This is a genomic window from Microbacterium oxydans (assembly GCF_006540085.1).
Lineage (GTDB): Bacteria > Actinomycetota > Actinomycetes > Actinomycetales > Microbacteriaceae > Microbacterium > Microbacterium oxydans.
In genome coordinates, this window is record NZ_BJOG01000004.1 from 365313 (window position 1) to 387193 (window position 21881).

The 21881-nt window shown below is 68.2% G+C and carries 21 protein-coding genes, 1 tRNA gene and 1 other RNA gene; 12 read left to right on the forward strand and 11 right to left on the reverse strand.

The genetic code is table 11. The features are described from left to right. Window positions 1–172 precede the first annotated feature (172 nt). Together MOX01_RS09720 and MOX01_RS09725 are read left to right on the forward strand one after the other, a co-directional pair. Window positions 173–946, forward strand: coding sequence for a hypothetical protein (locus tag MOX01_RS09720; RefSeq protein WP_021200730.1), 774 nt, complete (start codon window positions 173–175; stop codon window positions 944–946). A gap of 192 nt (window positions 947–1138) precedes the next feature. Then, window positions 1139–1642 carry a DUF3145 domain-containing protein gene (locus tag MOX01_RS09725; RefSeq protein WP_046749126.1) on the forward strand — a complete coding sequence of 168 codons (504 nt, stop codon included), beginning with the start codon at window positions 1139–1141 and terminating at the stop codon, window positions 1640–1642. A 138-nt stretch (window positions 1643–1780) separates the two neighbouring features. Here MOX01_RS09725 and yczR read toward each other — a convergent pair whose 3' ends face one another. Continuing rightward, complete coding sequence (gene yczR / locus MOX01_RS09730; RefSeq protein WP_058631869.1) at window positions 1781–3184, reverse strand: MocR-like transcription factor YczR; 1404 nt, start codon at window positions 3182–3184, stop codon at window positions 1781–1783. 95 nt (window positions 3185–3279) lie between these two features. On the opposite strand from yczR, the gene yczE reads away from it, so the two are divergent. After that, window positions 3280–3945 (forward strand): membrane protein YczE, encoded by a 666-nt coding sequence (gene yczE / locus MOX01_RS09735; protein ID WP_058631870.1) that lies wholly within the window; start codon window positions 3280–3282, stop codon window positions 3943–3945. 141 nt (window positions 3946–4086) lie between these two features. Here the strand turns inward: yczE and MOX01_RS09740 are convergent, their stop codons facing one another. The 6 genes from MOX01_RS09740 to aceE all read right to left on the reverse strand — a co-directional run bounded on the left by MOX01_RS09740 (window position 4087) and on the right by aceE (window position 11704). Beyond that, window positions 4087–5325, reverse strand: coding sequence for a beta-ketoacyl-[acyl-carrier-protein] synthase family protein (locus MOX01_RS09740; protein WP_141369444.1), 1239 nt, complete (start codon window positions 5323–5325; stop codon window positions 4087–4089). A gap of 97 nt (window positions 5326–5422) precedes the next feature. Further along, window positions 5423–5671: an acyl carrier protein gene (locus MOX01_RS09745; protein ID WP_017202249.1), complete on the reverse strand. Its 249-nt coding sequence runs from the start codon at window positions 5669–5671 to the stop codon at window positions 5423–5425. Between the two features lie 68 nt (window positions 5672–5739). Then, complete coding sequence (locus tag MOX01_RS09750; RefSeq protein WP_058631871.1) at window positions 5740–6741, reverse strand: beta-ketoacyl-ACP synthase III; 1002 nt, start codon at window positions 6739–6741, stop codon at window positions 5740–5742. Further along, window positions 6738–7658 (reverse strand): ACP S-malonyltransferase, encoded by a 921-nt coding sequence (locus tag MOX01_RS09755; RefSeq protein WP_058631872.1) that lies wholly within the window; start codon window positions 7656–7658, stop codon window positions 6738–6740. Before MOX01_RS09755 ends, MOX01_RS09750 begins: the two co-directional genes overlap by 4 nt. A 91-nt stretch (window positions 7659–7749) precedes the next feature. Next, window positions 7750–8946, reverse strand: coding sequence for a PucR family transcriptional regulator (locus tag MOX01_RS09760; RefSeq protein WP_141369677.1), 1197 nt, complete (start codon window positions 8944–8946; stop codon window positions 7750–7752). A 31-nt stretch (window positions 8947–8977) separates the two neighbouring features. Next, the gene (gene aceE / locus MOX01_RS09765) at window positions 8978–11704 is read right to left on the reverse strand and encodes a pyruvate dehydrogenase (acetyl-transferring), homodimeric type (protein ID WP_046749121.1); all 2727 of its coding nucleotides are present in this window, start codon (window positions 11702–11704) and stop codon (window positions 8978–8980) included. A gap of 153 nt (window positions 11705–11857) precedes the next feature. Here aceE and MOX01_RS09770 point away from each other — a divergent pair. Continuing rightward, window positions 11858–11930: transfer RNA gene (locus MOX01_RS09770), tRNA-Val, on the forward strand. 33 nt (window positions 11931–11963) lie between these two features. Here the strand turns inward: MOX01_RS09770 and MOX01_RS09775 are convergent. Continuing rightward, window positions 11964–12407 carry a hypothetical protein gene (locus MOX01_RS09775; RefSeq protein ID WP_058631882.1) on the reverse strand — a complete coding sequence of 148 codons (444 nt, stop codon included), beginning with the start codon at window positions 12405–12407 and terminating at the stop codon, window positions 11964–11966. 95 nt (window positions 12408–12502) lie between these two features. On the opposite strand from MOX01_RS09775, the gene MOX01_RS09780 reads away from it, so the two are divergent. From MOX01_RS09780 to MOX01_RS09790, 3 genes are all read left to right on the forward strand, one after another. After that, window positions 12503–13060 (forward strand): dihydrofolate reductase family protein, encoded by a 558-nt coding sequence (locus MOX01_RS09780; RefSeq protein ID WP_058631883.1) that lies wholly within the window; start codon window positions 12503–12505, stop codon window positions 13058–13060. A 121-nt stretch (window positions 13061–13181) separates the two neighbouring features. Then, the gene (locus tag MOX01_RS09785) at window positions 13182–14069 is read left to right on the forward strand and encodes a TIGR01777 family oxidoreductase (protein ID WP_061017313.1); all 888 of its coding nucleotides are present in this window, start codon (window positions 13182–13184) and stop codon (window positions 14067–14069) included. A 67-nt stretch (window positions 14070–14136) separates the two neighbouring features. Beyond that, the gene (locus MOX01_RS09790; protein ID WP_058631885.1) at window positions 14137–15090 is read left to right on the forward strand and encodes an L-lactate dehydrogenase; all 954 of its coding nucleotides are present in this window, start codon (window positions 14137–14139) and stop codon (window positions 15088–15090) included. 37 nt (window positions 15091–15127) lie between these two features. Here the strand turns inward: MOX01_RS09790 and MOX01_RS09795 are convergent, their stop codons facing one another. Further along, the gene (locus MOX01_RS09795; protein ID WP_141369446.1) at window positions 15128–15892 is read right to left on the reverse strand and encodes an SDR family oxidoreductase; all 765 of its coding nucleotides are present in this window, start codon (window positions 15890–15892) and stop codon (window positions 15128–15130) included. 100 nt (window positions 15893–15992) lie between these two features. Here MOX01_RS09795 and MOX01_RS09800 point away from each other — a divergent pair, with 100 nt between their 5' ends. Continuing rightward, window positions 15993–16829, forward strand: coding sequence for a helix-turn-helix transcriptional regulator (locus tag MOX01_RS09800; protein WP_141369448.1), 837 nt, complete (start codon window positions 15993–15995; stop codon window positions 16827–16829). 10 nt (window positions 16830–16839) lie between these two features. Here MOX01_RS09800 and MOX01_RS09805 read toward each other — a convergent pair whose 3' ends face one another. Next, complete coding sequence (locus MOX01_RS09805; protein WP_230977900.1) at window positions 16840–17688, reverse strand: aldo/keto reductase; 849 nt, start codon at window positions 17686–17688, stop codon at window positions 16840–16842. A gap of 41 nt (window positions 17689–17729) precedes the next feature. Here MOX01_RS09805 and MOX01_RS09810 point away from each other — a divergent pair, with 41 nt between their 5' ends. The 4 genes from MOX01_RS09810 to rnpB all read left to right on the forward strand — a co-directional run bounded on the left by MOX01_RS09810 (window position 17730) and on the right by rnpB (window position 21046). Continuing rightward, a complete protein-coding gene (locus MOX01_RS09810) occupies window positions 17730–18152 on the forward strand; it encodes a YchJ family protein (protein ID WP_082738396.1) in 423 nt (140 codons plus the stop codon). A 36-nt stretch (window positions 18153–18188) separates the two neighbouring features. Continuing rightward, complete coding sequence (locus tag MOX01_RS09815) at window positions 18189–18923, forward strand: zinc ribbon domain-containing protein (protein WP_046749113.1); 735 nt, start codon at window positions 18189–18191, stop codon at window positions 18921–18923. A gap of 22 nt (window positions 18924–18945) precedes the next feature. Further along, a complete protein-coding gene (locus MOX01_RS09820; protein ID WP_141369452.1) occupies window positions 18946–20646 on the forward strand; it encodes a bifunctional 3'-5' exonuclease/DNA polymerase in 1701 nt (566 codons plus the stop codon). A 43-nt stretch (window positions 20647–20689) separates the two neighbouring features. Beyond that, an RNA gene (rnpB, locus tag MOX01_RS09825) (RNase P RNA component class A) lies at window positions 20690–21046 on the forward strand. 80 nt (window positions 21047–21126) lie between these two features. On the opposite strand, the gene ppgK is transcribed toward rnpB, so the two are convergent. Then, complete coding sequence (gene ppgK / locus MOX01_RS09830) at window positions 21127–21873, reverse strand: polyphosphate--glucose phosphotransferase (protein WP_046749111.1); 747 nt, start codon at window positions 21871–21873, stop codon at window positions 21127–21129. Window positions 21874–21881: the final 8 nt, after the last annotated feature.

The following is a 21881-nucleotide window of genomic DNA, read 5'->3' on the forward strand; positions in this document are numbered from 1 at the left end:
GTGTCTCGTCCTCCCGTTGCGACGGGTGCCGAGGCCTGGCCGGGCGCCCCGATCAGTCTATTCGGTTATGCACGGTCTACCTCCGAGGGGCTCGCGGGGGACGCTGTTAGGCTTGCCTTATCAGGGCCTGTTAAAACGTGCTGGCCCCCGATGAAAGGAACATGACTCGATCATGGGATACATCAAGTCCGCTGCGCTCGAGGAAAAGGGATTCGTCGTCCTCGACAGCTACAACCAGGAGCTCGACCCCAAGGAGTGGCTCGACATCGAGTACAACGACTGGAAGTCGTCGGGCGACACCCGCTTCGCACCTCTCGCCAGTGCCTTCGGCGACATCGAGTGCAACGGGTTCTGGAACCACAAGCCGCCGCGCACCGACAAGGACGGCGTCTGGATCGACTCCCAGACCGAGAAGGCCCCGAACCTGACGCGGCGCGCTCAGGAGCCGGGTGCGAACGTTGGTCGGTGCCGCGTCATCGAGCTGCAGCCGACGCCCTACGGTGACTGCCTCTACAACCTCCACCAGGACGACAACAACCGCCTCAACCCGGATGGCACCGGCTGGGTCGTCCGTGGCTTCTTCAACCTCACGGACGACAAGGACAGCTACTTCGTCCTGCGTGAGAACCGCACCGACCCGAGCATCGAGTACCGTATCGCCCTCCCGGCCGGTGCTCAGCTCATCGTGGACACGCAGCGCCTGTGGCACGCGGCCACCCACAACGGCACCGAGCCCCGCTACTGCCTCATCACGTCGTGGACCTCGGGCCCCGAGCTCGACGCCTACATCGAGAAGTACCACGGCACCGACGACGTGCCCAACTACGAGGTCGACCAGGAGACGCTCGAGTTCGGGTATGCCGAGCAGGCCCGCAAGGATGCTGCTCGCGCGGCCTATTACGCCGCGAAGGGCCAGCAGGTCAAGCAGGCCATGAGCGAGGCGTGAGCATCTCCACGGTGGGTCGCTGAGCCCGTCGAAGCGCCCGAGGGCCCCGGTCTACGGACCGGGGCCCTCGTCGTGGAACCACATGCTTGTGATTTGCGGGGATCTCGGCGAGAATGGGCGCACAACCGCATATTCTCGCCACTTCGTGGTTCAGGTCGTTGGGGAAGACGCACCTGATGAAACGGAGAGATCATGGCGACGGCTTACGCACGCGGAGTGGTGTTCATCCACTCTGCGCCTCGCGCGCTCTGCCCGCACCTCGAATGGGCGGTGGGTCGCGCTATCGGGCGTGCGGTGAACTTCGACTGGACCGAGCAGCCCGTGCTCGAGGGTGCCCGACGGGCGGAGTTCTACTGGGACGGCCCCGTCGGTACCGGCGCGGCTCTCGCGACCTCCATCCGTGGGTGGGAGCACCTCCGCTTCGAGGTGACCGAGGACCCCACGCCGCGCAGCGACGGCGGCCGGTGGCTGCATACGCCCGACCTCGGTATCCACTATGCCCAGACCGACGCAGCCGGCAACATCGTGGTCGGCGAGGACCGCATCCGCTACGCGATGGAGATCGCGGCAGGGAGTGCCGTCGAGTTGCAGCGCGAACTCGACATCGCCCTGGGGTCGGCGTGGGATGAGGAACTGGAGCCCTTCCGTCATGCCAGCGACGACGCCAGAGTCGTCTGGCTCCATAAGGTCGGCTAGCCCGGCGCCACAGACCGGAACGGGGGAGGCGTGAGTATCGGATGCCGGTGAGTGATCCCGGACGCTGAGAAGACGTATCCCCGCTCCGCACGACGAGGACCCCGCCCCGGAAACGAGGCGGGGTCCTCGTCGTCCGTGTCAGATGACGGCCGCGTGCTGCAACGCACCGGACGCGGACGGGCTCCCGCCGCGCACGTCGTCCCAGGCCAGGGACAACCGCCGCATCGCTTCCGACATGCGCTCGGGGGGCAGCGTGATGGGGATGCGCAGTCGGCGTTCGAGCACTCCGCCCGTCGTGAAGCGGGGGCCGGGAGGAAGGACGAGCTGCCTTTCGCGGGCGGCGAGAGAGAGCGCGGTCGACAGCGGTGCGCCGATGTCGACCCAGGCGGAGAGTCCGCCAGGCGTATGTGGCATCCGGAACCCGGGGATGGCGGCCACCCCTTCCTCGACGGCGCTGCGTCCGGCGTGCAGACGTCGACGGACATGCGCTGTGAGCGCCGACATGTCGGCGAGGAGTTCGACGGCGATGCACTGCTCGAGCAGGGCCGTGCCGAGTTCGAAGGAGGGGCGCACGGCGAGCAGCCGCGCGATGACGGAGCACTCCGCACGGATCCAGCCGATGCGCATCCCGCCCCAGGCGATCTTCGACATCGATCCGACGGTGATCACATTGGGCCCGCCCGCGGCCATCGGAGTCGGTGACCATCCCCGGTCGATGTCGAGTTCGGTGGTCGTCTCGTCGACGATGAGGTGGGTACCCACGTTGCGGGCTGTGGTCGTGATCCGCGACCGCTCGTCATCGGGAAGGGTCGCTCCGGTCGGGTTGTGGAAGTCGGGGATGAGGTAGGCGACATGCGGCCGGGCGCTGAGCAGCGTCTCGTTCAGGTGCCTGGCATCCCACCCGTCGGCATCCACGGGCGTCGGAACAAGCCGGTACCCGTGGCGGTGCAGGGCCTCCAGCGCGTGAGGGAAAGTCGGCTGCTCCACCAGCGCCTTCTCTCCGCGACGCCCGATCGCCGCGAGGATCAGATTGATCGCATTGAGCGCTCCGGAGGTGATGATGATCTCGTCGGCCGACGTCGGTGCGCCCCGATCGCGGAAGCGCTGAGCGACCGCCTCGCGCAGCTCGGGGAGTCCGCGGAGCGAGTACCCGCTGGTGCCGCGCAGCGCCGCGAGACGGGGCAGCGACCGCACGGTCGCGTCGTACAACCCCGGCGTCGAGTCCATCGACGCGATGGAGAGGTCGATCGACTCGTCGTCGGCCTCGGCTCCAGGAGCAGCATGTCCATTCGGGAGGGTGACGCGCGTGCTTCCCCCGTGCAGGCGCGAGACGTAGTCGTCCGATTCCAAGATGCCGTACGCGCGAGTGATCGTGGAGCGAGAACGGCGCAGCTCGAGCGCAAGGGCGCGCTCACTCGGGAGACGCTCGCCGACGGTGAGGCGGCCGTCGAGGATCAGCGCCCTGATCTGGTCTGCGAGCGCCGATGCCGTGGCGCCGGCGACGTTGTGCACCCCGAGCTGTTCGACGAGACGTGATCCCATATGTCCAGCATGACGCAAAGTGGACTGATCTACGCAGGCCACTTTGCGGTGAGTGGTATCGCTTCGGATGGGGGGACAGGGGCCAGAGTGGAGGGATGATCCTCCGTTCCGTGCTCCTCCCCGTGACCGCCACCAGTCGGCGTGACCTCGTCGAGCGGTTCGTGCAGCTGCTCGTCGGTCTGTTCCTCTATGGCGTCGCGCTCGGGTTCATGGTGCGCGGTGGCATCGGAGTGGCACCGTGGGACGTGCTGGCACTCGGTCTCGCGGAGCAGACCGGGCTCGGATACGGCGTCATGACCGTGCTGGTCTCGATCGTCGTCCTCCTGCTCTGGATCCCGTTGCGCCAACGCGTGGGGCTGGGCACCGTGTTGAATGCCCTGCTCGTCGGTCCGAGTGCGGACCTCGCGCTCGCCCTGATCCCGCAGCCGTCCTCGGTATGGATCGGCGCTCCGATGTTCGTCTTCGGGCTGCTGCTGCTGGCCTTCGCGACCGGCCTCTACATCGCTGCCGACTTCGGCCCGGGCCCTCGTGACGGCCTGATGACGGGACTCGTTCGGCGAACAGGCTGGGCGGTATGGCTGGTGCGCACGTTGATCGAGGGGAGCGTGCTGCTCGTCGGCTTCCTCCTCGGAGGCCCCGTCGGAGTAGGAACCGTCCTCTTCGCCTTCGGCGTCGGTCCGTTGATCGGTTGGTTCCTCCCGCGCATCACCCGGATGCGCGAGACCCGTTCGCGAAAGCTCGGGAGCCTCCGCTCCGCCTGACGGATCCGTGTGCATCTGCATGACCTGTGCATACGGGCATGACCGAGTACCGGTGGATACTCATGCATCCGTGCGATCCTCATGCATACGCGAAGAGCGGCCCTCGGAATCCCGAGGGCCGCTCTTCGTGTGCGTGGCGTATCAGTCGGCGCTGGCGAGAACGAGGACCGCGTTGTGTCCGCCGAAGCCGAAGGAGTTGCTGATCGCGATCTGCGGGCCGTCGCCGAGAGGCGTGGCTTCGCCCGAGAGACGGAACGGGACCGCGGGGTCCGGCTCCGTCATGTTGATCGTCGGAGGTGCGACGCGGTCGCGCAGGGCGAGGAGCGAGAAGATCGCCTCGAGCGCGCCGGTGCCGCCCAGCAGATGTCCGGTCGAAGCCTTCGTCGCGGAGACCGGGATCTCGTCGATCCGCTCGCCGAAGACCTTCTTGAGCGCGACGTACTCGTTCGGGTCGCCCACCGGCGTCGACGTCGCGTGCGCGTTGATGTGCGTGACCTGGTCGGCGGTGACGCCGGCCTCGTCGAGGGCCTGGGTCACGGCTCGTGCCGCACCGTTCCCCTCGGGGTCGTTCCCGGTGATGTGGTAGGCGTCGGCTGTGACTCCGCCGCCGAGCACATACCCGTAGATCTTGGCCCTGCGTGCCTTCGCGTGCTCCTCGGTCTCGAGGATGAGTGCGGCGGCGCCCTCACCCATGACGAACCCGTCGCGGTCGATCGCACCGGGGCGGGAGGCATGGGCCGGGTCGTCGTTCCGGCGGGACAGCGCCTGCGCGGAGGCGAAGGAGGCCATCGTGATGGGGTGGATCGCCGACTCGGTGCCACCGGCGATCACGACGTCCGCGAGGCCATCCTGAAGGTGGTGGAGAGCGTGGATGATCGACTCGGTGCTGGAGGCGCAGGCGCTGACCACGGTCTGCGCGTAGGCACGTGCATGGAACTGCAGCGACAGGTTGCCCGCAGCGGCGTTCGGCATGAGCATCGGGACCGTGAGCGGCATCACCCGACGGGGACCCTTCTCGCGCAGGGTGTCCCATGCGTCGAGAAGCGTCCAGAGGCCGCCGATCCCGGTGGCGAAGTCGACGCCGAGCCGTTCGGGAGCCACCTCGGGGGAACCTGCATCCTCCCAGGCTTCGCGCGCCGCGATCAACGCGAACTGCGACGAGGGGTCGAGGCGCTTGGCCTCATGCCGGGGGAGAACCTCTTCCGGGCGGACGATCGCCTCGGCGGCGAACGTGACGGGCAGCTCGTACTGCTGCACCCAGTCGTGTTCGAGCGTGCGGGTGCCGGACATGCCGGCAAGCAGGTTCGTCCAGTTCTCCGGGGCCGTGCCGCCGATGGCGGAGGTGGCGCCGATGCCGGTGACGACGATGCGCTTGGTCATGGGGTGTGGTTCCTTGTCGAAACGAAGTCGAACGGGTGAGAGGGCAGGTCGGCGGATGCCACTCCCCGCGAGGTGCGGGGGTGGCATCCTGCCGGGATTACTCCTGGCCCGCGACGATGAAGTTGACGGCGTCGCCGACGGTCTTGAGGTTCTTGACCTCGTCGTCGGGGATGGTGACGCCGAACTTCTCCTCGGCGTTGACGACGATCGTCATCATCGAGATGGAGTCGATGTCGAGGTCGTCCGTGAACGACTTCTCGAGGGCGACCTCGGAAGCGTTGATGCCGGTCTCGTCGGTGATGAGCTCTGCGAGGCCAGCGAGGACCTCGTCGTTGGTGAAAGCCATGTGGTCTTCCTCTTTCTTGCGGGTTGTTTTCGGAACCGTGGAACAGTCTAGGGAAAGTCAGCGCATTCTCAGGGAAGGACGACGACCTGTGCGGCGAACACGAGTCCCGCACCGAATCCGATCTGCAGCGCGAGTCCACCGGAAAGCTCGGGGTGCTCGGCCATCAGACGGTGGCTGGCCAGGGGGATGGACGCAGCCGAGGTGTTGCCCGTGGTCTCGATGTCGCGCGCGATGACCGTGGTCTCCGGCAGCTTCAGCTGCTTGGCGAACTCGTCGATGATCCGCATGTTGGCCTGGTGGGGGATGAAGGCGGCGATGTCGGCCGGCTCCACACCCGCCTTGTCCAGTGCCTCGCGCGCGACCTTCGCCATCTCCCAGACCGCCCAGCGGAAGACGGTGGGACCTTCCTGGCGCAGGGTCGGCCACGGAACCACGCCGTCGCGGAAGTCGGTGAGGGTGCCGTTCATTCCCACGGCGTCGGCCTTGGAACCGTCGGATCCCCAGACGGCGGGGGCGATGCCGGGCGTGTCGCTCGGACCGATCAATGCGGCGCCCGCCCCGTCGCCGAGGAGGAACGAGATGCTGCGGTCGGTCGGGTCGACGACGTCGGAGAGCTTCTCTGTACCGATGACCAGCGCGTAGCGGGCGGCCCCGGCCTTGATCAGCGCATCGGCCTGGGCGATCGCGTAGGCGTATCCGGCGCAGGCGGCGTTGATGTCGTACGCGGCAGCGGGATTCGCTCCGACGCGGTCGGCGACGATCGCCGAGACCGAGGGGGTCTGCTTCGGGTTGCTGATCGTCGCCACGATCACCAGGTCGACCTGATCTGCCGGAACACCCGACTTCTCGATCGCCTCGGCAGCCGCGGCGGTGGCCAGGTCGATCGCGTCCGTGCCCTTGTCGGCGCGAGCGCGCGTCACGATGCCGGTGCGCTGACGGATCCACTCGTCGCTGGAGTCGATCGGGCCGATCAGGTCCTCGTTGGGCACGGCGTTCTCACCGCGGGCGGCGCCGTACGAGTAGATGCGCGTGTACGCGGGACCCGTGAGCTGGGCGAGGGTGACGCTCATGCGGCTTCTCCGTTCAGCAGCGCGACTGCTGCATCGAGGTCTTCAGGGGTCTTCACGGCGACGGTGGGGACACCACGGAGGCCGCGCTTGGCGAGACCCACCAGAGCGCCGGCCGGGGCCAGTTCGATCACACCGGTGACGCCGGCTTCGGCGAACGACTGCATGCAGAGGTCCCATCGCACCGGCGACGACACCTGGTCGACGAGGAAGCTCAGCGCCTGCGGGCCGTCCGTGACGGCAGAGCCGTCGCGGTTGGTCCACAGGGTGATGTCGGGATCTGCCGGCGTGACGTCGGCGACGGCGTCACGGAGGGCTGTGACGGCGGAAGCCATGTACTGCGTGTGGAATGCTCCGGCGACCTGCAGCGGGACCACGCGGGTGCCCTTGAGCGGCTCCTCCGCGAGTGCGGCGAGTGCGGGGAGGGCGCCGGCGACGACGATCTGGCCGCCGCCGTTGTAGTTGGCGGGCGAGAGGTCGAGTTCGGTGAGGCGCGCGAGGAGAGCGTCTTCGTCGCCTCCGAGCACGGCGCTCATACCCGTCTGCTCCTGCGCCGCGGCATCAGCCATCGCCCGCCCGCGGATGCCCACGAGGCGCATACCGGTGTCGGCATCGATCACGTTGCTGCCGACGAGCGCGGCGATCTCACCGACCGAGTGACCGGCGATCCCGTCGGCGCGGCGTCCGGCTCGCTGCGTCAGTGCGTCACCGGCGATCAGCGACGCGGCGACGATCAGGGGCTGCGCGACGCGCGTGTCCCGGATCGTGTCGGCGTCCGACACCGTCCCGTGCTCGATCAGGTCGACCCCCGCGGCGTCCGAGTACACGGCGAGGCGGTCTGCCACTCCGTCGAGCTCGAGCCAGGGGGCGAGGAAACCGGGGGTCTGCGAGCCCTGTCCGGGGCATACGACGACAATCACCCACCCAGTCTGCCAACGATCGGGGCGAAGCGGTGGATGATCCATCACAAGATTCCGAAAAACCCTTGTGTGTGGCGTACAGAAAGCCGACTCAGCGCGAAGGGCGGCGAAGCGGTGCGCGTCGACGGACCTGGTCTGCGGCGCCGATCGAGCCGAGGATCAGCGCGGTCTGCAGGATGAGGGCCTCGCGGGGACCGGTGGCATCCCAGCCGATCACCTCGCTGACGCGCTTCAGGCGGTATCGCACGGTGTTGGGATGCACGAAGAGCTCGCGTGCCGTGGCCTCGAGGGAGCGCCCGTTGTCGAGGTAGCTCCACAGCGTGGTGACCAGGTCGGTCGAGTGGGCCTGCAACGGGCGGAAGATGCGTTCGATGAGGGTCTGCTTGGCGAGCGGGTCGCCGGCGAGGGCGCGCTCGGGCAGCAGGTCGTCGGCTTCGACCGGGCGGGGAGCACCGCGCCATGCACGGGCGACCGCGAAACCGGCGAGAGCGGCACGGGCACTCTGGCTCGCATCGACGAGTGCGGCGACCTCCGGTCCGAGCACGACATAGCCAGGACCGAACGAGGGCTCGAGGCGGGAGGCGATCTCCCGGAACCCGAGCTCTTCCTCTTCGCCTTCCTGCCCCTCGACGCGGGCGCGCCCCAGGACCAGCACGAGCCGGGAACCCTGCACGCCGATGAGCACGTCGACCGCGAGCTTGCGTGCGGTGCGACGAACCAGGTCGACGTCGAACTGCGCGGGCGTGGTGCCCACGAGCACGGCCACCTCGCCATGACCATGCCATCCGAGTGCGGCGATCCGGCTCGGCAGCTCCTCGTCGGCTTCGCCGGTGAGGATCGAATCGACGACGAGGGCCTCCAGCCGGGCATCCCAGAGTCCGCGGGCTTCGGCGGCTCTGGCATACACATCAGCGGCGGCGAAGGCCACATCGCGGGAGTAGAGGAGGATCGCCTCCCGCAGATCGTCGCCTCGTCCGGCGACGCGTTCCTCCGTGACCTCGACCGTCACGCGGATGAGCTGCAGAGTCTGCTGGAGGCTCACGCTGCGCAGCAGCTCGCGCGGGGCTGCCGCGAAGATGTCGGCGGCGATCCACGGCGTGGAGGTGGGGTCTTCATACCACTGGATGAACGAGGTGATGCCCGCCTGGGCCACCAGCCCGACCGCGGAGCGGCGGGCTGGTGGCATGTCGGCGTACCACGGGAGGGTGTCCTCCAGGCGTTTGATCGTCACCGAAGCGATGTCACCGGAGATCCGGCGCAGCCAGGTGAGTGTCGCGGCCTTGTCCATGCCGGAGGGAGAAGAACCTGTCACCGAGGGCTCAGCTTTCGCCGCCCGCGTTGCCGCTGGTCCCGGCGTTCACATCGTGCAGGCGGTACTTCTCGATCGCCTGGGCCGCGAGCGAACGGTCGACCTTGCCGTCCTCGGCGAGCGACTGCAGCGTGCGGACCACGATGGACGGGCCGTCGATCTTGAAGAAGCGCCGTGCGGCGGCACGGGTGTCGGAGAAGCCGAAGCCGTCGGCACCGAGAGTGGCGAAGCGGTTCGGGACCCACGGACGGATCTGGTCCTGCACGGCGTGCATGAAGTCGCTGACCGCGACGACCGGTCCCTCGGCACCCTGGAGCTTCTGAGTGAGGTACGCGGTGCGCGGCTCGGCCTCGGGGTGCAGGAAGTTGTGCTCGTCGGCGGCGAGGCCGTCGCGGCGCAGCTCTGTCCACGAGGTGACCGACCAGACATCGGCGATCACGCCCCAGTCCTTCTTCAGCAGCTCCTGCGCTTCGAGGGCCCAGGGGAGTCCGACACCGGATGCGAACAGCTGTGCGCGGTGTCCCTCGCCCTCGCCGACGGAGACGCGGTGGATACCGCGGACGATGCCGTCGACGTCCACATCCTCCGGCTCGGCCGGCATCACGAGAGGCTCGTTGTAGAGCGTGATGTAGTACATCACGTTCGGGTCCTCGTGCTGGCCGCCGTACATCCGCTCGAGACCGGAGCGCACGATGTGCGCGATCTCGTAGCCGTAGGCCGGGTCGTACGAGATCGTCGCCGGGTTGGTGGCGGCGAGCAGGTGCGAGTGGCCGTCGGCGTGCTGGAGTCCCTCACCCGTGAGGGTGGTGCGACCGGCCGTGGCGCCCATGATGAACCCGCGGGCCATCTGGTCGCCGGCTGCCCACTGGGCGTCGCCCGTGCGCTGGAATCCGAACATCGAGTAGAAGATGTAGACCGGGATCAGCGGCTCGCCGTGCGTGGCATAGGACGTGCCCGCCGCGGTGAAGGCGGCGAGGGCGCCGGCCTCGTTGATGCCGACGTGCACGATCTGGCCCTGCGGGCTCTCCTTGTAGGCGAGGAGGAGCTCACGGTCGACCGAGGTGTAGTGCTGGCCGTTCGGGTTGTAGATCTTCGCCGACGGGAAGTAGGCGTCCATGCCGAACGTGCGCGCTTCGTCGGGGATGATCGGCACGATGCGGTGACCGAACTCCTTGGAGCGCAGCAGGTCCTTCAGCAGGCGGACGAACGCCATGGTCGTGGCGATCTCCTGCGTGCCGGAGCCCTTCTTGGGCAAGGCATATGCCGAATCGTCCGGGAGGGAGAGCCCGACGTGGGTCGAGCGGCGCTCCGGGAGGAACCCGCCGAGCGCGTTGCGGCGCTCGAGCATGTACTGGATCGTCTCGTCCTGAGGCCCCGGGTTGTAGTACGGGGGCAGGTACGGGTTCTCTTCCAGCTGCGCATCCGTGATCGGGATGTGCATGGCGTCGCGGAACGTCTTGAGGTTGTCCAGCGTCATCTTCTTCATCTGGTGGGTCGCGTTGCGGCCCTCGAAGTGCGGTCCGAGGCCGTAGCCCTTGACGGTCTTCGCGAGGATGACGGTGGGCTTGCCCTTGTGCTCGGTCGCGGCCTTGAACGCGGCGTAGACCTTGCGGTAGTCGTGGCCACCGCGCTTGAGGTTCCAGATGTCGTCGTCGGAGTAGTCCTTGACGAGGGCCGCGGCCCGCTCGTCGCGGCCGAAGAAGTGCTCACGGATGTATGCGCCGGACTCGGCCTTGTACGTCTGGTAGTCGCCGTCGGGGGTGACGTTCATGAGGTTGAGCAGCGCACCCTCGGTGTCGCGGGCGAGCAGGTCGTCCCACTCGCGGCCCCAGACCACCTTGATGACGTTCCAGCCCGCGCCGCGGAAGAACGACTCGAGCTCCTGCACGATCTTGCCGTTGCCGCGCACGGGGCCGTCGAGGCGCTGCAGGTTGCAGTTGACGATGAAGGTGAGGTTGTCCAGTCCCTCGTTGGCTGCGACCTGCAGCTGTCCGCGGCTCTCGACCTCGTCCATCTCGCCGTCGCCCAGGAATGCCCAGACGTGCGACTGGGACGTGTCCTTGATGCCGCGGTTCTCGAGGTACTTGTTCGACATCGCCTGGTAGATGGCGTTGATCGGACCGAGGCCCATCGACACCGTCGGGAACTGCCAGTACTCCGGCATCAGGCGCGGGTGCGGGTAGGACGGGATGCCGTTCGGCGCGTGCGACTTCTCCTGGCGGAAGCCGTCGAGCTGGTCCTCGGTGAGGCGCCCCTCGAGGAAGGAGCGGGCGTAGGTGCCGGGTGAGGCGTGGCCCTGGATGAAGATCTGGTCGGCGCCACCGGGGTGGTCGGCGCCCTTGAAGAAGTGGTTGAAGCCCACTTCATACAGCGCCGCGGAGGACGCGTACGTCGAGATGTGACCACCGACGCCGATGCCGGGGCGCTGGGCGCGGTGCACCGTGATGGCCGCGTTCCAGCGGATCCAGGCGCGGTACCGGCGCTCGACCTCCTCGTCGCCAGGGAACTCGGGCTCGTTCTCCGGCGCGATGGTGTTGATGTAGTCGGTGGTCGGGACCATCGGCACGCCCAGGTGCAGCTCCTTGGAGCGCTTGAGGAGGCTGAGCATGATCTCGCGGCCACGTCCGTGGCCCTTGGCGTCAACCAGCTCATCGAGCGACTGCTGCCATTCGCCCGTCTCTTCCGGGTCGCTGTCCTGGGGACCCTGGGAGTACGGATCCTGGTCGTGCACGGTCACGGGGGAACCTTTCGTCAAGCTGGCAGGTCATGCCAAGGAAACGGGAAGCGACACGGGCAGCCTTGTCAGCTGTGCACAACGCGCGCCGGGTTCAGCCTATCCCTCTTCCACGACACGGGTGCGCATCGTCCGCCCGATAGACTGGGCACACCAGGGCCTTTAGCTCAGCTGGTAGAGCGCCACGTTTACACCGTGGATGTCGTCGGTTCGATCCCGGCAGGGCCCACCTCCACCGAGACGGCTCACCCCGCCGCGACCACTAACGAGGCTTCGCAGCGATCACCGAGTTCGGGATGTGCCCGGCGGCGAGCACCGCCGCCGCAATCGCGATCCAAGGGTTCTGGAGCCACGCGGCACCGGCGAGGAACACGCCGACCGGTAGCAGCGCCATCGGAACGGGAACTCCGACGACCGGGGCGAACAGCGACGACAGTCGTCTGCCCGACACGAGGTAACGCCCCCAGAGGGCCCAGTACGCCACGACGAGGATCGCCGCGGGGATCGCCCACCACCAGAGCGGGCGATCGCCCACCGTGATCACCGGCACCGTCACGCAGAGTGCCTGCCCTGAACGTTCGAGGACCTCGACGACCTTCGGCACGGCGACGCGCTCCATCGCCGGTCGAGGAGGGAACCACACCAGCAGCAGGTTGGGGGCGAACACGGCGAGACTCAGCGCGAGCCCGAGCACCGAGAAACCCATGATCGCGACCTTATCGGGCAGATGCGGGGTCCGTTGCCCTTCGGCTTCCCGTCGACTCCCTGGCGGTCGCCTCGCTGCGGATCTAGGCTCCCGACATGGGACTTCTGACCTTCAGCCTCAATATCACCCTGGACGGCTGCGTCGACCATGAGGAGGGGATCGCCGATGACGAGACCCACGCCTACTTCACGCGGTTGCTGGAGGATTCCGGCGCCGTGCTCTGGGGTCGCACGACCTACGAGATGATGGAGGACGCCTGGCCCGCGGTCGCTCGCGGCGAGGTGGAGGCCCCGCCGGCGCTGCGCGAGTGGGCGCTCGCTCTCGAGGTCAAACCCAAGTACGTGGTGTCCTCCACGCGCGATGAGTTCCCCTGGACGAACACCCATCGGATAGCCGGGAACCTGCGAGAGGGCGTGCAGCGTCTCAAAGACGACACGCCGGAGGGTGTTCTCCTCGGAAGCGGCGCCCTCGCCGCCGAACTCGACAGGCTCGATCTGATCGACGAGTACCGGTTCCTCATCCACCCCCGGATCGCGGGGCACGGTCCGACCCTGTTCCGGGATCGATCGTCCGACACGCGGAAGCTCGAACTGGTCTCGGCGGAGCCGCTGCGCAACGGAGCGATCGTGACGCACTACAGGCGCGCCGAGTGATCCGGCCCGGTGCATACCGCGTCGCGGTCGCCGAGGCAAGGCCCGAGGGGCGGGCGCAGCGCGGCGCGTACGCTGTACCGCACGGCAGGACTCCAGAATCGACAGCGGGGAGCTTTCACACATGGCGGGACGCATCGTCATCAGCGGGGCCTCTGGCCTGATCGGTTCCGCGTTGGCCGCTTCGCTGCGCACCGACGGTATCGAGGTCACCACCCTGGTGCGTCGTGCGCCGCGATCCGAGGATGAGGCGCAGTGGGCGCCGGGCGAGAGCGCGCTCGACCCTGATGTCGTGGCAGGCGCCGACGCCGTGGTCGCGCTCGGGGGTGCCAGCGTCGGACGACTTCCGTGGACGCGCGGCTATCGTCGTCAGCTGGTCGACTCGCGTCTGCAGGCCACCCGCACCCTGACGACCGCCCTCCGTGCGCTGCGGTCCGATGCTCCGGCTCTCGTCTCGGCGTCCGCGGTCGGCTACTACGGTTCCGCTCCCGGCGAGATCCTCACGGAGGACTCCGCTGCAGGGCAGACGTTCCTGGCGGAGCTGACGGTGCGGTGGGAGGCCGAAGCCCGACGCGCGGAGGACCACACCAGGGTCGCGCTGCTGCGTACCGCTCCCGTCATCCATCGGCGAGGAGTGCTCAAACCGCTCATCCAGCTGACCCGGTTCGGCGTCTCGGGCCCGCTCGGTCAGGGCACGCAGATCTGGCCCTGGATCTCACTCGACGACGAGGTGCGTGCGATCCGTCACATCCTCGACGCGAAGATCTCGGGGCCGGTCAACCTCACGGGGCCCACTCCCGCGTCTGCGAACGACATCGGGCGTGCTCTCGCCGAGCGGATGCACCGGCCGTTCTGGCTCCCCGCCCCCGCCTGGGCGCTCCGGATCGCACTCGGCGATGCCGCCGACTCGCTCCTGCTCCCGGATGCGGATGTGCGTCCGCAGGTGCTGGAGCTGTCCGGCTTCCGATTCACACATCCGACCGCCGCCGACGCTGTGGCCGCCGCGCTCTGACCGTTCTGGGGCATTCTTCCGGCGACAGCCCTCCCGCATCGACACGTTCCACTGCGAGACTGAGCGCATGGAGATCATCGAGAACTCGAAGCTCACGGTCGTCGGCGCGGGAAGTGTGGGGTCGAGTGTCGCCTATGCGGCACTGATCAGGGGTTCCGCGCGGCATGTCGCGCTCTACGACATCGCGACCGAGAAGGTCGAGGCCGAGGTGCTCGACCTCGCTCACGGCACGCAGTTCACCGGCTCGAGCGACATCATCGGCGGCAGCGACATCTCCGTCGCCGCGGGTTCGCACGTCGTCGTGATCACGGCCGGCGCGAAGCAGAAGCCAGGCCAGACTCGCATCGAGCTCGCCGAGGTCAACGCAGGCATCATCCGTGGCATGATGCCGGATCTGCTGGAGGTCGCCCCGAACGCGATCTACGTGATCGTCACGAATCCCTGCGACGTGCTGACGGTCATCGCGCAGGAGGAGACCGGGCTTCCGCCCGAGCGCATCTTCGCCTCGGGAACCGTGCTCGACACCTCGAGGCTGCGCTGGAAGCTCGGACAGCGCGCCGGTGTCTCGACGGCGAGCGTCCATGCGCACATCATCGGCGAGCACGGCGACACCGAGTTCCCGCTCTGGTCCCGTGCCACGATCGGCACGGTGCCGATCCTGGAGTGGGAGACTCCGGGGCACCCGCGATTCACCCTCGATGAGCTGCAGGAGATCGCCGTGGACGTGCGTGACGCCGCGTACAAGGTGATCCTGGGCAAGGGCGCGACCAATTACGCGATCGGCCTGTCGAGTGCGCGCATCGTCGAGGCGATCCTGAGTGACGAGCACGCCGTGATGCCGGTGAGTACCGTGCTGCGTGATTTCCACGGTATCGACGGTGTCGCACTCTCGGTGCCGTCGATCGTGAGCGCGACGGGGGCGGTGCCGATCCGGAACACATCGTTCTCCGACGGGGAGCTGGCCCTGTTGCGCCAGTCCGCCGACGCCCTCACGACTGCGGCGGCATCCCTGCGTCCGTGAGCGGGGGATCGTTGCGAAGCCGACACCCCGCTCCGCATCACCGGCCGTGCGGGTCCGTGCGGTTGAGCGTGGCGACGACCTGATCGTAATCACCGCGGGCCTCGCCGTAGCGGAGGAACTTCACCCGCTCGACCTGGATCTCGGCGGCGTCGGGCTGGGCCTCGATCAAGGCCATGACCTCGTCGATGAACTCGTCGAGCGGCATCGCCGACTCGTTGTCCTCGTGGCCCGGCATGAGCGCCGTGCGCACAGCGGGAGGCTCGAGCTCGAGCACCGACACGCTGCTCCCCTCGAACTGCAGGCGCAGGGACTCGCTGAGCATGTGGATCGCGGCCTTGCTGGCGTTGTAGGTGGGTGTCACCCGGAGCGGGGCGAACGCGAGTCCGGACGAGACGGTCATGATCGTCGCGTCGCCCTGGGCGCGGAGGTGCTCGACGAAAGCGGCGATGAGTCGGATGGGGCCGAGGATGTTGGTGACGACCGTCTCCTCCGCGGCGGAGAGGAATCCCGAGGGCGTGCTCCAGTCCTCGGCCCGCATGACGCCCGCCATCGTGATGAGCACATTGAGACCGGGGTGCGCGGCGAGCACCTCGGCCGCCGCTGCTTCGATGCTGCTCGCATCCGTCGTGTCGACCCGTACGGTGTGGATGTCGGGGTGCTCGTCGGCGATCGTCGCGAGACGGTCCTCGCGGCGCCCTCCGACGATCACGGTGTTCCCCCGTTCCCGCAGCCGCAACGCGAGAGCGAGACCGATGCCGCTCGTGGCGCCGGGGATGAAGATGGTGTTTCCGCTGATGTTCATATCCCCACCGTCGTCCTCCTGTGGCAGCCGCTCCAGAGAGCGGTCATCCAGGGACGGGCGATCCCTGGAACGCGAGCCGGCAGCGGGGGATACTTCTGAGGTGGACCGCGAAGCACTGGCCGAATTCCTCCTCCGTCGACGCGAGGCGCTGAGCCCGGCCGACGTCGGACTCGCGGCAGGGCCGCGGCGTCGCACCGCGGGTCTGCGCCGAGAAGAGGTCGCGCAGCTGGCGACGATGTCGACGGACTACTACACGCGACTGGAACAACGACGAGGGCCTCAGCCGAGTGTCCAGATCCTCACCGCCCTGGCCCGGGCCCTGCGGCTGACCGAAGACGAGCGGGACTATCTCTTCCGGCTCTGCGGACACATCGCCCCCGATCGTGCCTGGCACGCGGAGTACGTGCGCCCGGGCATCCTCCGCGTGCTCGACCGGCTGCACGACACCCCCGCGTTCGTCGTCTCGGTGCTCGACGAAGTGCTCGTGCAGAACGACGCATCCCGTCCGCTGATCGGCGACGCGACCACCCTCACCGGACTCGACCGGAGCGGCATCTACCGCTGGTTCGCCTACCCCGATACCGAACGGCTGCGCTACCGGGAAACCGACCATCCGCGACAGGCCCGTGCGCTCGTGGGCTCGCTGCGTGCCGCATACGGGGTGATGGGTGCTCGATCGAGGGCGGGTGACATCGTTGCGGAGCTGACGGTGCGCAGCTCGGAGTTCGTGGAGTTGTGGGACGCGCACGAGGTGAGTCGACGATTCGAGCAGCACAAGGTGATGGTGCATCCCGAGCTGGGTGAGATCGAGGTCGACTGTCAGGCGCTGTTCACCGAGGACGAGTCGCAGGCGCTCATCGTGCTCACGGCAGCGCCGGGGAGCGAATCCGCGAGCAAGCTCGAGTTCCTGCGGGTCCTCGGCACGCAGAACGTCTGACCAGCGGTCGTCAGGACTCTTCGTGGGTCCGGGGATCGGCGTCGAACAGGCGCCCGTCCGGGCGACCGAGCGCGGTGATCGCGGCCACCTCCGCGTCGTCCAACACGATCTCCGCGGCGGCGAGGTTCGTCACCTGGTGCTCGAGTGACGAGGCCTTCGGGATGGAGACCGTGCCACGGGCCACGTGCCATGCGAGCACCGTCTGCGCGGTGGTGATACCCCGGGACGATGCGATCTCGTTGATCACGGGTTCGTCGAAGAGCTCCTTCGCACGCCCCAACGGGCTCCACGCTTCGGTGAGGATGCCGCGTTCGCGGTGGTAGGCCAGCTGCTCGTCCTGCGGGAAGTACGGATGCACTTCGATCTGGTTGACCACGGGCCTGACCCCGGTCTCCCGCTCGATGCGCTCAAGGTGCTCCGGGAGGAAGTTGGAGACGCCGATCTGGCGGACGACGCCTCTGGCCTGCGCGTCGACGAGCGCGGCCCACGCCTGGACGTACTCGTCCTGGTTGGGGTTGGGCCAGTGGATGAGGTGCAGGTCGGTCACGTCGAGTCCGAGGCAGGAGCGGCTCTCCTCGATGCTGGTGCGCGCCTTCGCCGAGGAGTGGTGCCGTCCGGGGAGCTTCGTGGTGACGATCACGTCCGAACGTGCCACCCCGGAAGCTGCGACCCCACGGCCCACCGAGCCCTCGTTCTCGTAGTTGAATGCGGTGTCGACGAGCCGGTAGCCGGCACCGATGCCGGCGCTGACCGATTCGGCCCCGGCATCGCCGTTCAGGGCGTACGTGCCCAAGCCGATCGCGGGGAGGGCGAACCCGTTGTGAGCGGTGAACGAGGGGACGACGGGCTGAGTGGTCACGGTGCTCCTTCTGGCCTTTTCCCCGAGCGTACGCTGAGGGGATGACATCGGAGGCGGAGATGGCGTCGGATGACGTCATGATCGACGAGCTCGAGCGGTGCCCCTGCTCATCCGGCGACGTGTACGGCCGTTGCTGCCGTCCGCTCCTCCACGGAGCGACGGCGCCGACGGCCGAACGCCTGATGCGTTCGCGCTACACCGCGTTCTCTCTGCGAGACGAGGCGCATCTCCTGCGCACGTGGCATCCGACGACGAGACCGGGGACGATCGAGTTCGAACCGGATCTGCGGTGGCGGCGGCTGCTCGTGATCGATCGCGAGGCCGGGGGCCCGTTCGACCGCGAGGGCATCGTGGAGTTCGAGGCGTTCTGGCAGCAGCGCGCCACGAGAGGCTCGCTCCATGAGCGCAGCCGCTTCGTGCGCGAGGATCGGCACTGGTACTACGTCGACGGCGACGTGCACTGATGGGCGGATGTCGCGACAGCGGCTAGATTTGAGAGCGTGAACGCCAGCCCCGAGAACCAGCGCACCCTGCTCGACATCGCCGACCTCGACCGGCGCATCGCGCAGGCCGAGCGTGCCAAGACCAAGCCGAGCCAGGCGGAGCGGATCACCGAGCTCGTGGCGATCCGTCAGGACCAGCTCCGCGAGCTGACCGCACTCGCGGGTACCAGAGACGACGTGCGCACCGAGCTGAAGCGGCTGGAGTCGGATGTCGCCGTCGTCGAGGCACGCCGGAACCGCGACGCCGAACGCCTGGCCGCATCGACGAATCCGAAGGACGCGCAGGCGCTCGAGCACGAGCTCGGCAGCCTCGCCCGCCGACAGAGTGACCTCGAAGATGCCGAGCTCGACGTCATGGGCCGTCTCGAAGAGGCAGAGGCCGCCGTCGCCGCGCAGCAGGCGCTCCTCGACACGACGACCGCCGAGGGGTCGGCGCTCACCGCGCAGGCGAAGGCGGACGTCGCAGCAGCCACCGACCTCGGCGCACAGCTCGCCCGCGATCGTGCGGCCGTCGCGGAGACCGTGTCGCCTGCCTTGCTGGCGGAGTACGACCGCCGCGCGAAGAACAGCGCAGGTGCCGCCCTGTTGACCCGCGGTACCTGCGAGGGGTGCCGCATCCTGCTCCCCAGCACGGATCTGAACGACATCAGGCGAGCGGCGGATGACCTCGTGGTGTCCTGCCCCGAATGTGGGTGCATCCTGGTGCGCACCGAGGAGTCCGGGCTCGCATGAGTCGCGCCTGCGCGCGTCGGCGATGACGGCGCCGGCGGCGGGGGTCGAACGCCGCATCGCACTCGTCTCCGTCGGAGCGCAGGAGTACGTCGCGATCGAGCTCGATCGGAACGACGAGGAGCTGGATCGCACGTCCTTGCGTGTTGCTGAGCTCCCGGAATGGGTGCGCTCCGTCGAGGACTCCGATGCCCCGCGGTGGGTCATGCGCAGCGCCGCCGAGACCTACGCGTTCCTGCTCGAGCACGGCGTTCGGATCACCCGCAGTCACGATCTGGTGCTGTGCCACGCCATCCTGCGCGACACGTCGTCGGTGCAGAGCCCGCTCCCGGCCTCGCCGGAGTGGGAGCGGCGAGAGCCGACGGCAGCGGTGCCCTCGCTGTTCGACGTGTTCGACGACGTGAGCGGTGACGATGCGATCACGACCGCACTCGATCAGTACCGCGCACAGCGGAGGGTGATGGCCGCTGCACAGGACGGACGCCTCACCCTCCTGTGCGCTGCGGAGTCGGCAGGCGGACTCATCGCAGAGGAGATGCGGGTCGCGGGGTTGCCCTGGGATGAAGGCGTGCACGATGCCATCCTGACCGACACCCTCGGCACCCGTCCTGCCGCCGGGGGAGCACCGAGTCGCATGGTCGAGCTGGGCGATCGGGTGCGCGCGCTCCTCGGCGATCCGTCGCTCCACCTCGATAGCCAGCAGAAGCTGCTCAGGGCGCTGCATCGCGTCGGGGTCCAGGTGGAGTCGACGAGTCGATGGGAGCTCGCCCAGCACGAGCATCCGGTCGTGGAGCCCCTCCTCGCCTACAAGAAGCTCTCCCGCTTGCTCAGCGCCAACGGATGGGCATGGTTGGCGGAGTGGGTGCATGAGGGTCGGTTCCGTCCGGTCTACATCCCGGGCGGTGTCGTCACCGGTCGCTGGGCGTCCGCCGGTGGAGGGGCTCTTCAGCTTCCGCGGAGCCTGCGCCCCGCTGTCCGAGCCGACCCGGGGTGGACCCTGGTCGTGGCAGACGTCGCGCAGCTCGAGCCGCGGATGCTCGCCGCGATGGCCTCCGACGAAGCGATGGCCCGCGCGGCGCGGGGGAGCGACCTCTATGCAGGCGTCGTGGCGTCCGGGGCCGTCTCCACCCGCGAGGAGGCGAAGTACGCGGTTCTCGGAGCGATGTACGGCGCCACGACCGGAGACAGCGGCCGGCTGGTCCCGCGGCTGCGCAAGGTCTACCCGAAGGCGATGGCGCTCGTGGATGCCGCGGCGCGCACGGGGGAGGACGGGGGAATCGTCTCGACCTGGCTAGGGCGGTCATCGCCTCGTCCGTCGACGGAGTGGGTGCGGCTGCAGGCGGACGCGACCGGTGCGGATGCCGACCCCGCGGTCGTCGCGCTCGCACGGCGGCGTGGACGCGATTGGGGCCGGTTCACCAGGAACTTCGTGGTGCAGGGCACTGCTGCCGAGTGGTCGTTGATCTGGCTCGCGGAGATCCGGCATCGCCTGCAGCAGATCCCTGAGGTGTTCGCCGAGGCGGCGGCGTCCGGTCCGTTCGCGCGCTCTGCGCACCTGGCGTTCTTCCTACACGACGAGGTGATCCTCCACGTTCCCCTGGAACACGCGGAGGAGGCTGCCGAGGCGGTGCGCGAGGCCGCGGCCACGGCCACGACGAGGCTCTTCGGCTCGTTTCCCATCGACGTGCCCCTCGACCTGCGCATCGCGGAGTCCGCGGAGAAGTAGCCGCCGGTCGTGTGCGCAGGAGAACGTAGACTGGAGAGGCGAATGGGTCGACTGGACGGCCGCGTTACGGGCAACCGTACCGAGGAACGTCCGGGCTCCTCAGGGCAGGACGGTGGGTAACGCCCACCCGGAGCAATCCGCGAGAAAGTGCCACAGAGAGCAGACCGCCCCGCAAGGGGTAAGGGTGAAAGGGTGGTGTAAGAGACCACCGGGGGTCATGGTGACATGGCCCGCCAGGTAAACCTCGTCCGGAGCAAGGTCAGACAGAGGATGTTGACGCGGCTCGCCGAGTCCTCGGGTAGACCGCTAGAGTGCCACGGCAACGTGTCGCCGAGAGAGATGGCCGTCGAAGGGGCGAAGAACCCCGGAACAGAACCCGGCGTACAGGTCGGCCCATTCGCCTCACACGCACGAAGGCCCCGATGACTGGAGAGTCGTCGGGGCCTTCGTGCGGATCCGGGTGGCTGAGCCTGTCGAAGGTCAGTCCCCGGCGAGCGACGCCGCGCCGATGATGCCGGAGTTGTTGCGGTGGATCGCCGGGACGATCGGGGTCTTCAGGTCGAGCAGCGGGAGGAAGTCTCCGGCGTTCTTCGACACGCCGCCGCCGACGACGAACAGGTCGGGGCTGAACAGGAACTCGATGTGCGAGTAGAACGCCTGCAGACGCTCGGCCCACTCGGCCCACGAGAGGTTCTCGCGCTCCCGTGCCGACGTCGCAGCGTAGGTCTCGACCGACTCGTATTCGCCGAAGTTGAGGTGACCGAGCTCGGTGTTCGGAAGGAGCACGCCGTCGTAGAGGAAGGCCGATCCGATGCCGGTGCCGAGCGTCGTGAGGAGCGTGAAACCGCGCACGTCCCTGGCCGCTCCGTGGCGGGCTTCGGCGACACCGGCGGCGTCGGCGTCGTTCACGAACACGATGTTGCGACCGAGACCGTCCCGGAAGAACCGCTCGGCGTCGAAGTCGATCCACTCCTTGGAGACATTGGCGGCGGAGAGGGTCTTGCCGCGCTTGACGATCGCCGGGAATGCGACGCCGAGCGGCAGGGTCGAGTCGTGCACGTCGAGGGTCTTCAGCACGGTCTGCACGGCATTGAGCACGTCCTGGGGCGATGCGCCCTCGGGGGTCGGTACCCGTACCCGGTCGGACGCCATGATTCCGTGCTCGAGGTCGACGATTCCTGCTTTGATACCCGTGCCGCCGATGTCGACGCCGATCGCTTTTGCCATGGGCGATA

What these genes read in the sequence shown, in the direction of transcription:
- yczE (WP_058631870.1), top strand. Translation starts at nt 3,280, where the DNA reads ATGATCCTCCGTTCCGTGCTCCTCCCCGTGACCGCCACCAGTCGGCGT.
- yczR (WP_058631869.1), bottom strand. Translation starts at nt 3,184, where the DNA reads ATGGGATCACGTCTCGTCGAACAGCTCGGGGTGCACAACGTCGCCGGC.
- MOX01_RS09720 (WP_021200730.1), top strand. Translation starts at nt 173, where the DNA reads ATGGGATACATCAAGTCCGCTGCGCTCGAGGAAAAGGGATTCGTCGTC.
- MOX01_RS09740 (WP_141369444.1), bottom strand. Translation starts at nt 5,325, where the DNA reads ATGACCAAGCGCATCGTCGTCACCGGCATCGGCGCCACCTCCGCCATC.
- MOX01_RS09725 (WP_046749126.1), top strand. Translation starts at nt 1,139, where the DNA reads ATGGCGACGGCTTACGCACGCGGAGTGGTGTTCATCCACTCTGCGCCT.
- MOX01_RS09780 (WP_058631883.1), top strand. Translation starts at nt 12,503, where the DNA reads ATGGGACTTCTGACCTTCAGCCTCAATATCACCCTGGACGGCTGCGTC.
- MOX01_RS09785 (WP_061017313.1), top strand. Translation starts at nt 13,182, where the DNA reads ATGGCGGGACGCATCGTCATCAGCGGGGCCTCTGGCCTGATCGGTTCC.
- MOX01_RS09820 (WP_141369452.1), top strand. Translation starts at nt 18,946, where the DNA reads ATGACGGCGCCGGCGGCGGGGGTCGAACGCCGCATCGCACTCGTCTCC.
- MOX01_RS09790 (WP_058631885.1), top strand. Translation starts at nt 14,137, where the DNA reads ATGGAGATCATCGAGAACTCGAAGCTCACGGTCGTCGGCGCGGGAAGT.
- MOX01_RS09750 (WP_058631871.1), bottom strand. Translation starts at nt 6,741, where the DNA reads ATGAGCGTCACCCTCGCCCAGCTCACGGGTCCCGCGTACACGCGCATC.
- MOX01_RS09760 (WP_141369677.1), bottom strand. Translation starts at nt 8,946, where the DNA reads ATGGACAAGGCCGCGACACTCACCTGGCTGCGCCGGATCTCCGGTGAC.
- MOX01_RS09810 (WP_082738396.1), top strand. Translation starts at nt 17,730, where the DNA reads ATGACATCGGAGGCGGAGATGGCGTCGGATGACGTCATGATCGACGAG.
- ppgK (WP_046749111.1), bottom strand. Translation starts at nt 21,873, where the DNA reads ATGGCAAAAGCGATCGGCGTCGACATCGGCGGCACGGGTATCAAAGCA.
- MOX01_RS09795 (WP_141369446.1), bottom strand. Translation starts at nt 15,892, where the DNA reads ATGAACATCAGCGGAAACACCATCTTCATCCCCGGCGCCACGAGCGGC.
- MOX01_RS09745 (WP_017202249.1), bottom strand. Translation starts at nt 5,671, where the DNA reads ATGGCTTTCACCAACGACGAGGTCCTCGCTGGCCTCGCAGAGCTCATC.
- MOX01_RS09775 (WP_058631882.1), bottom strand. Translation starts at nt 12,407, where the DNA reads ATGGGTTTCTCGGTGCTCGGGCTCGCGCTGAGTCTCGCCGTGTTCGCC.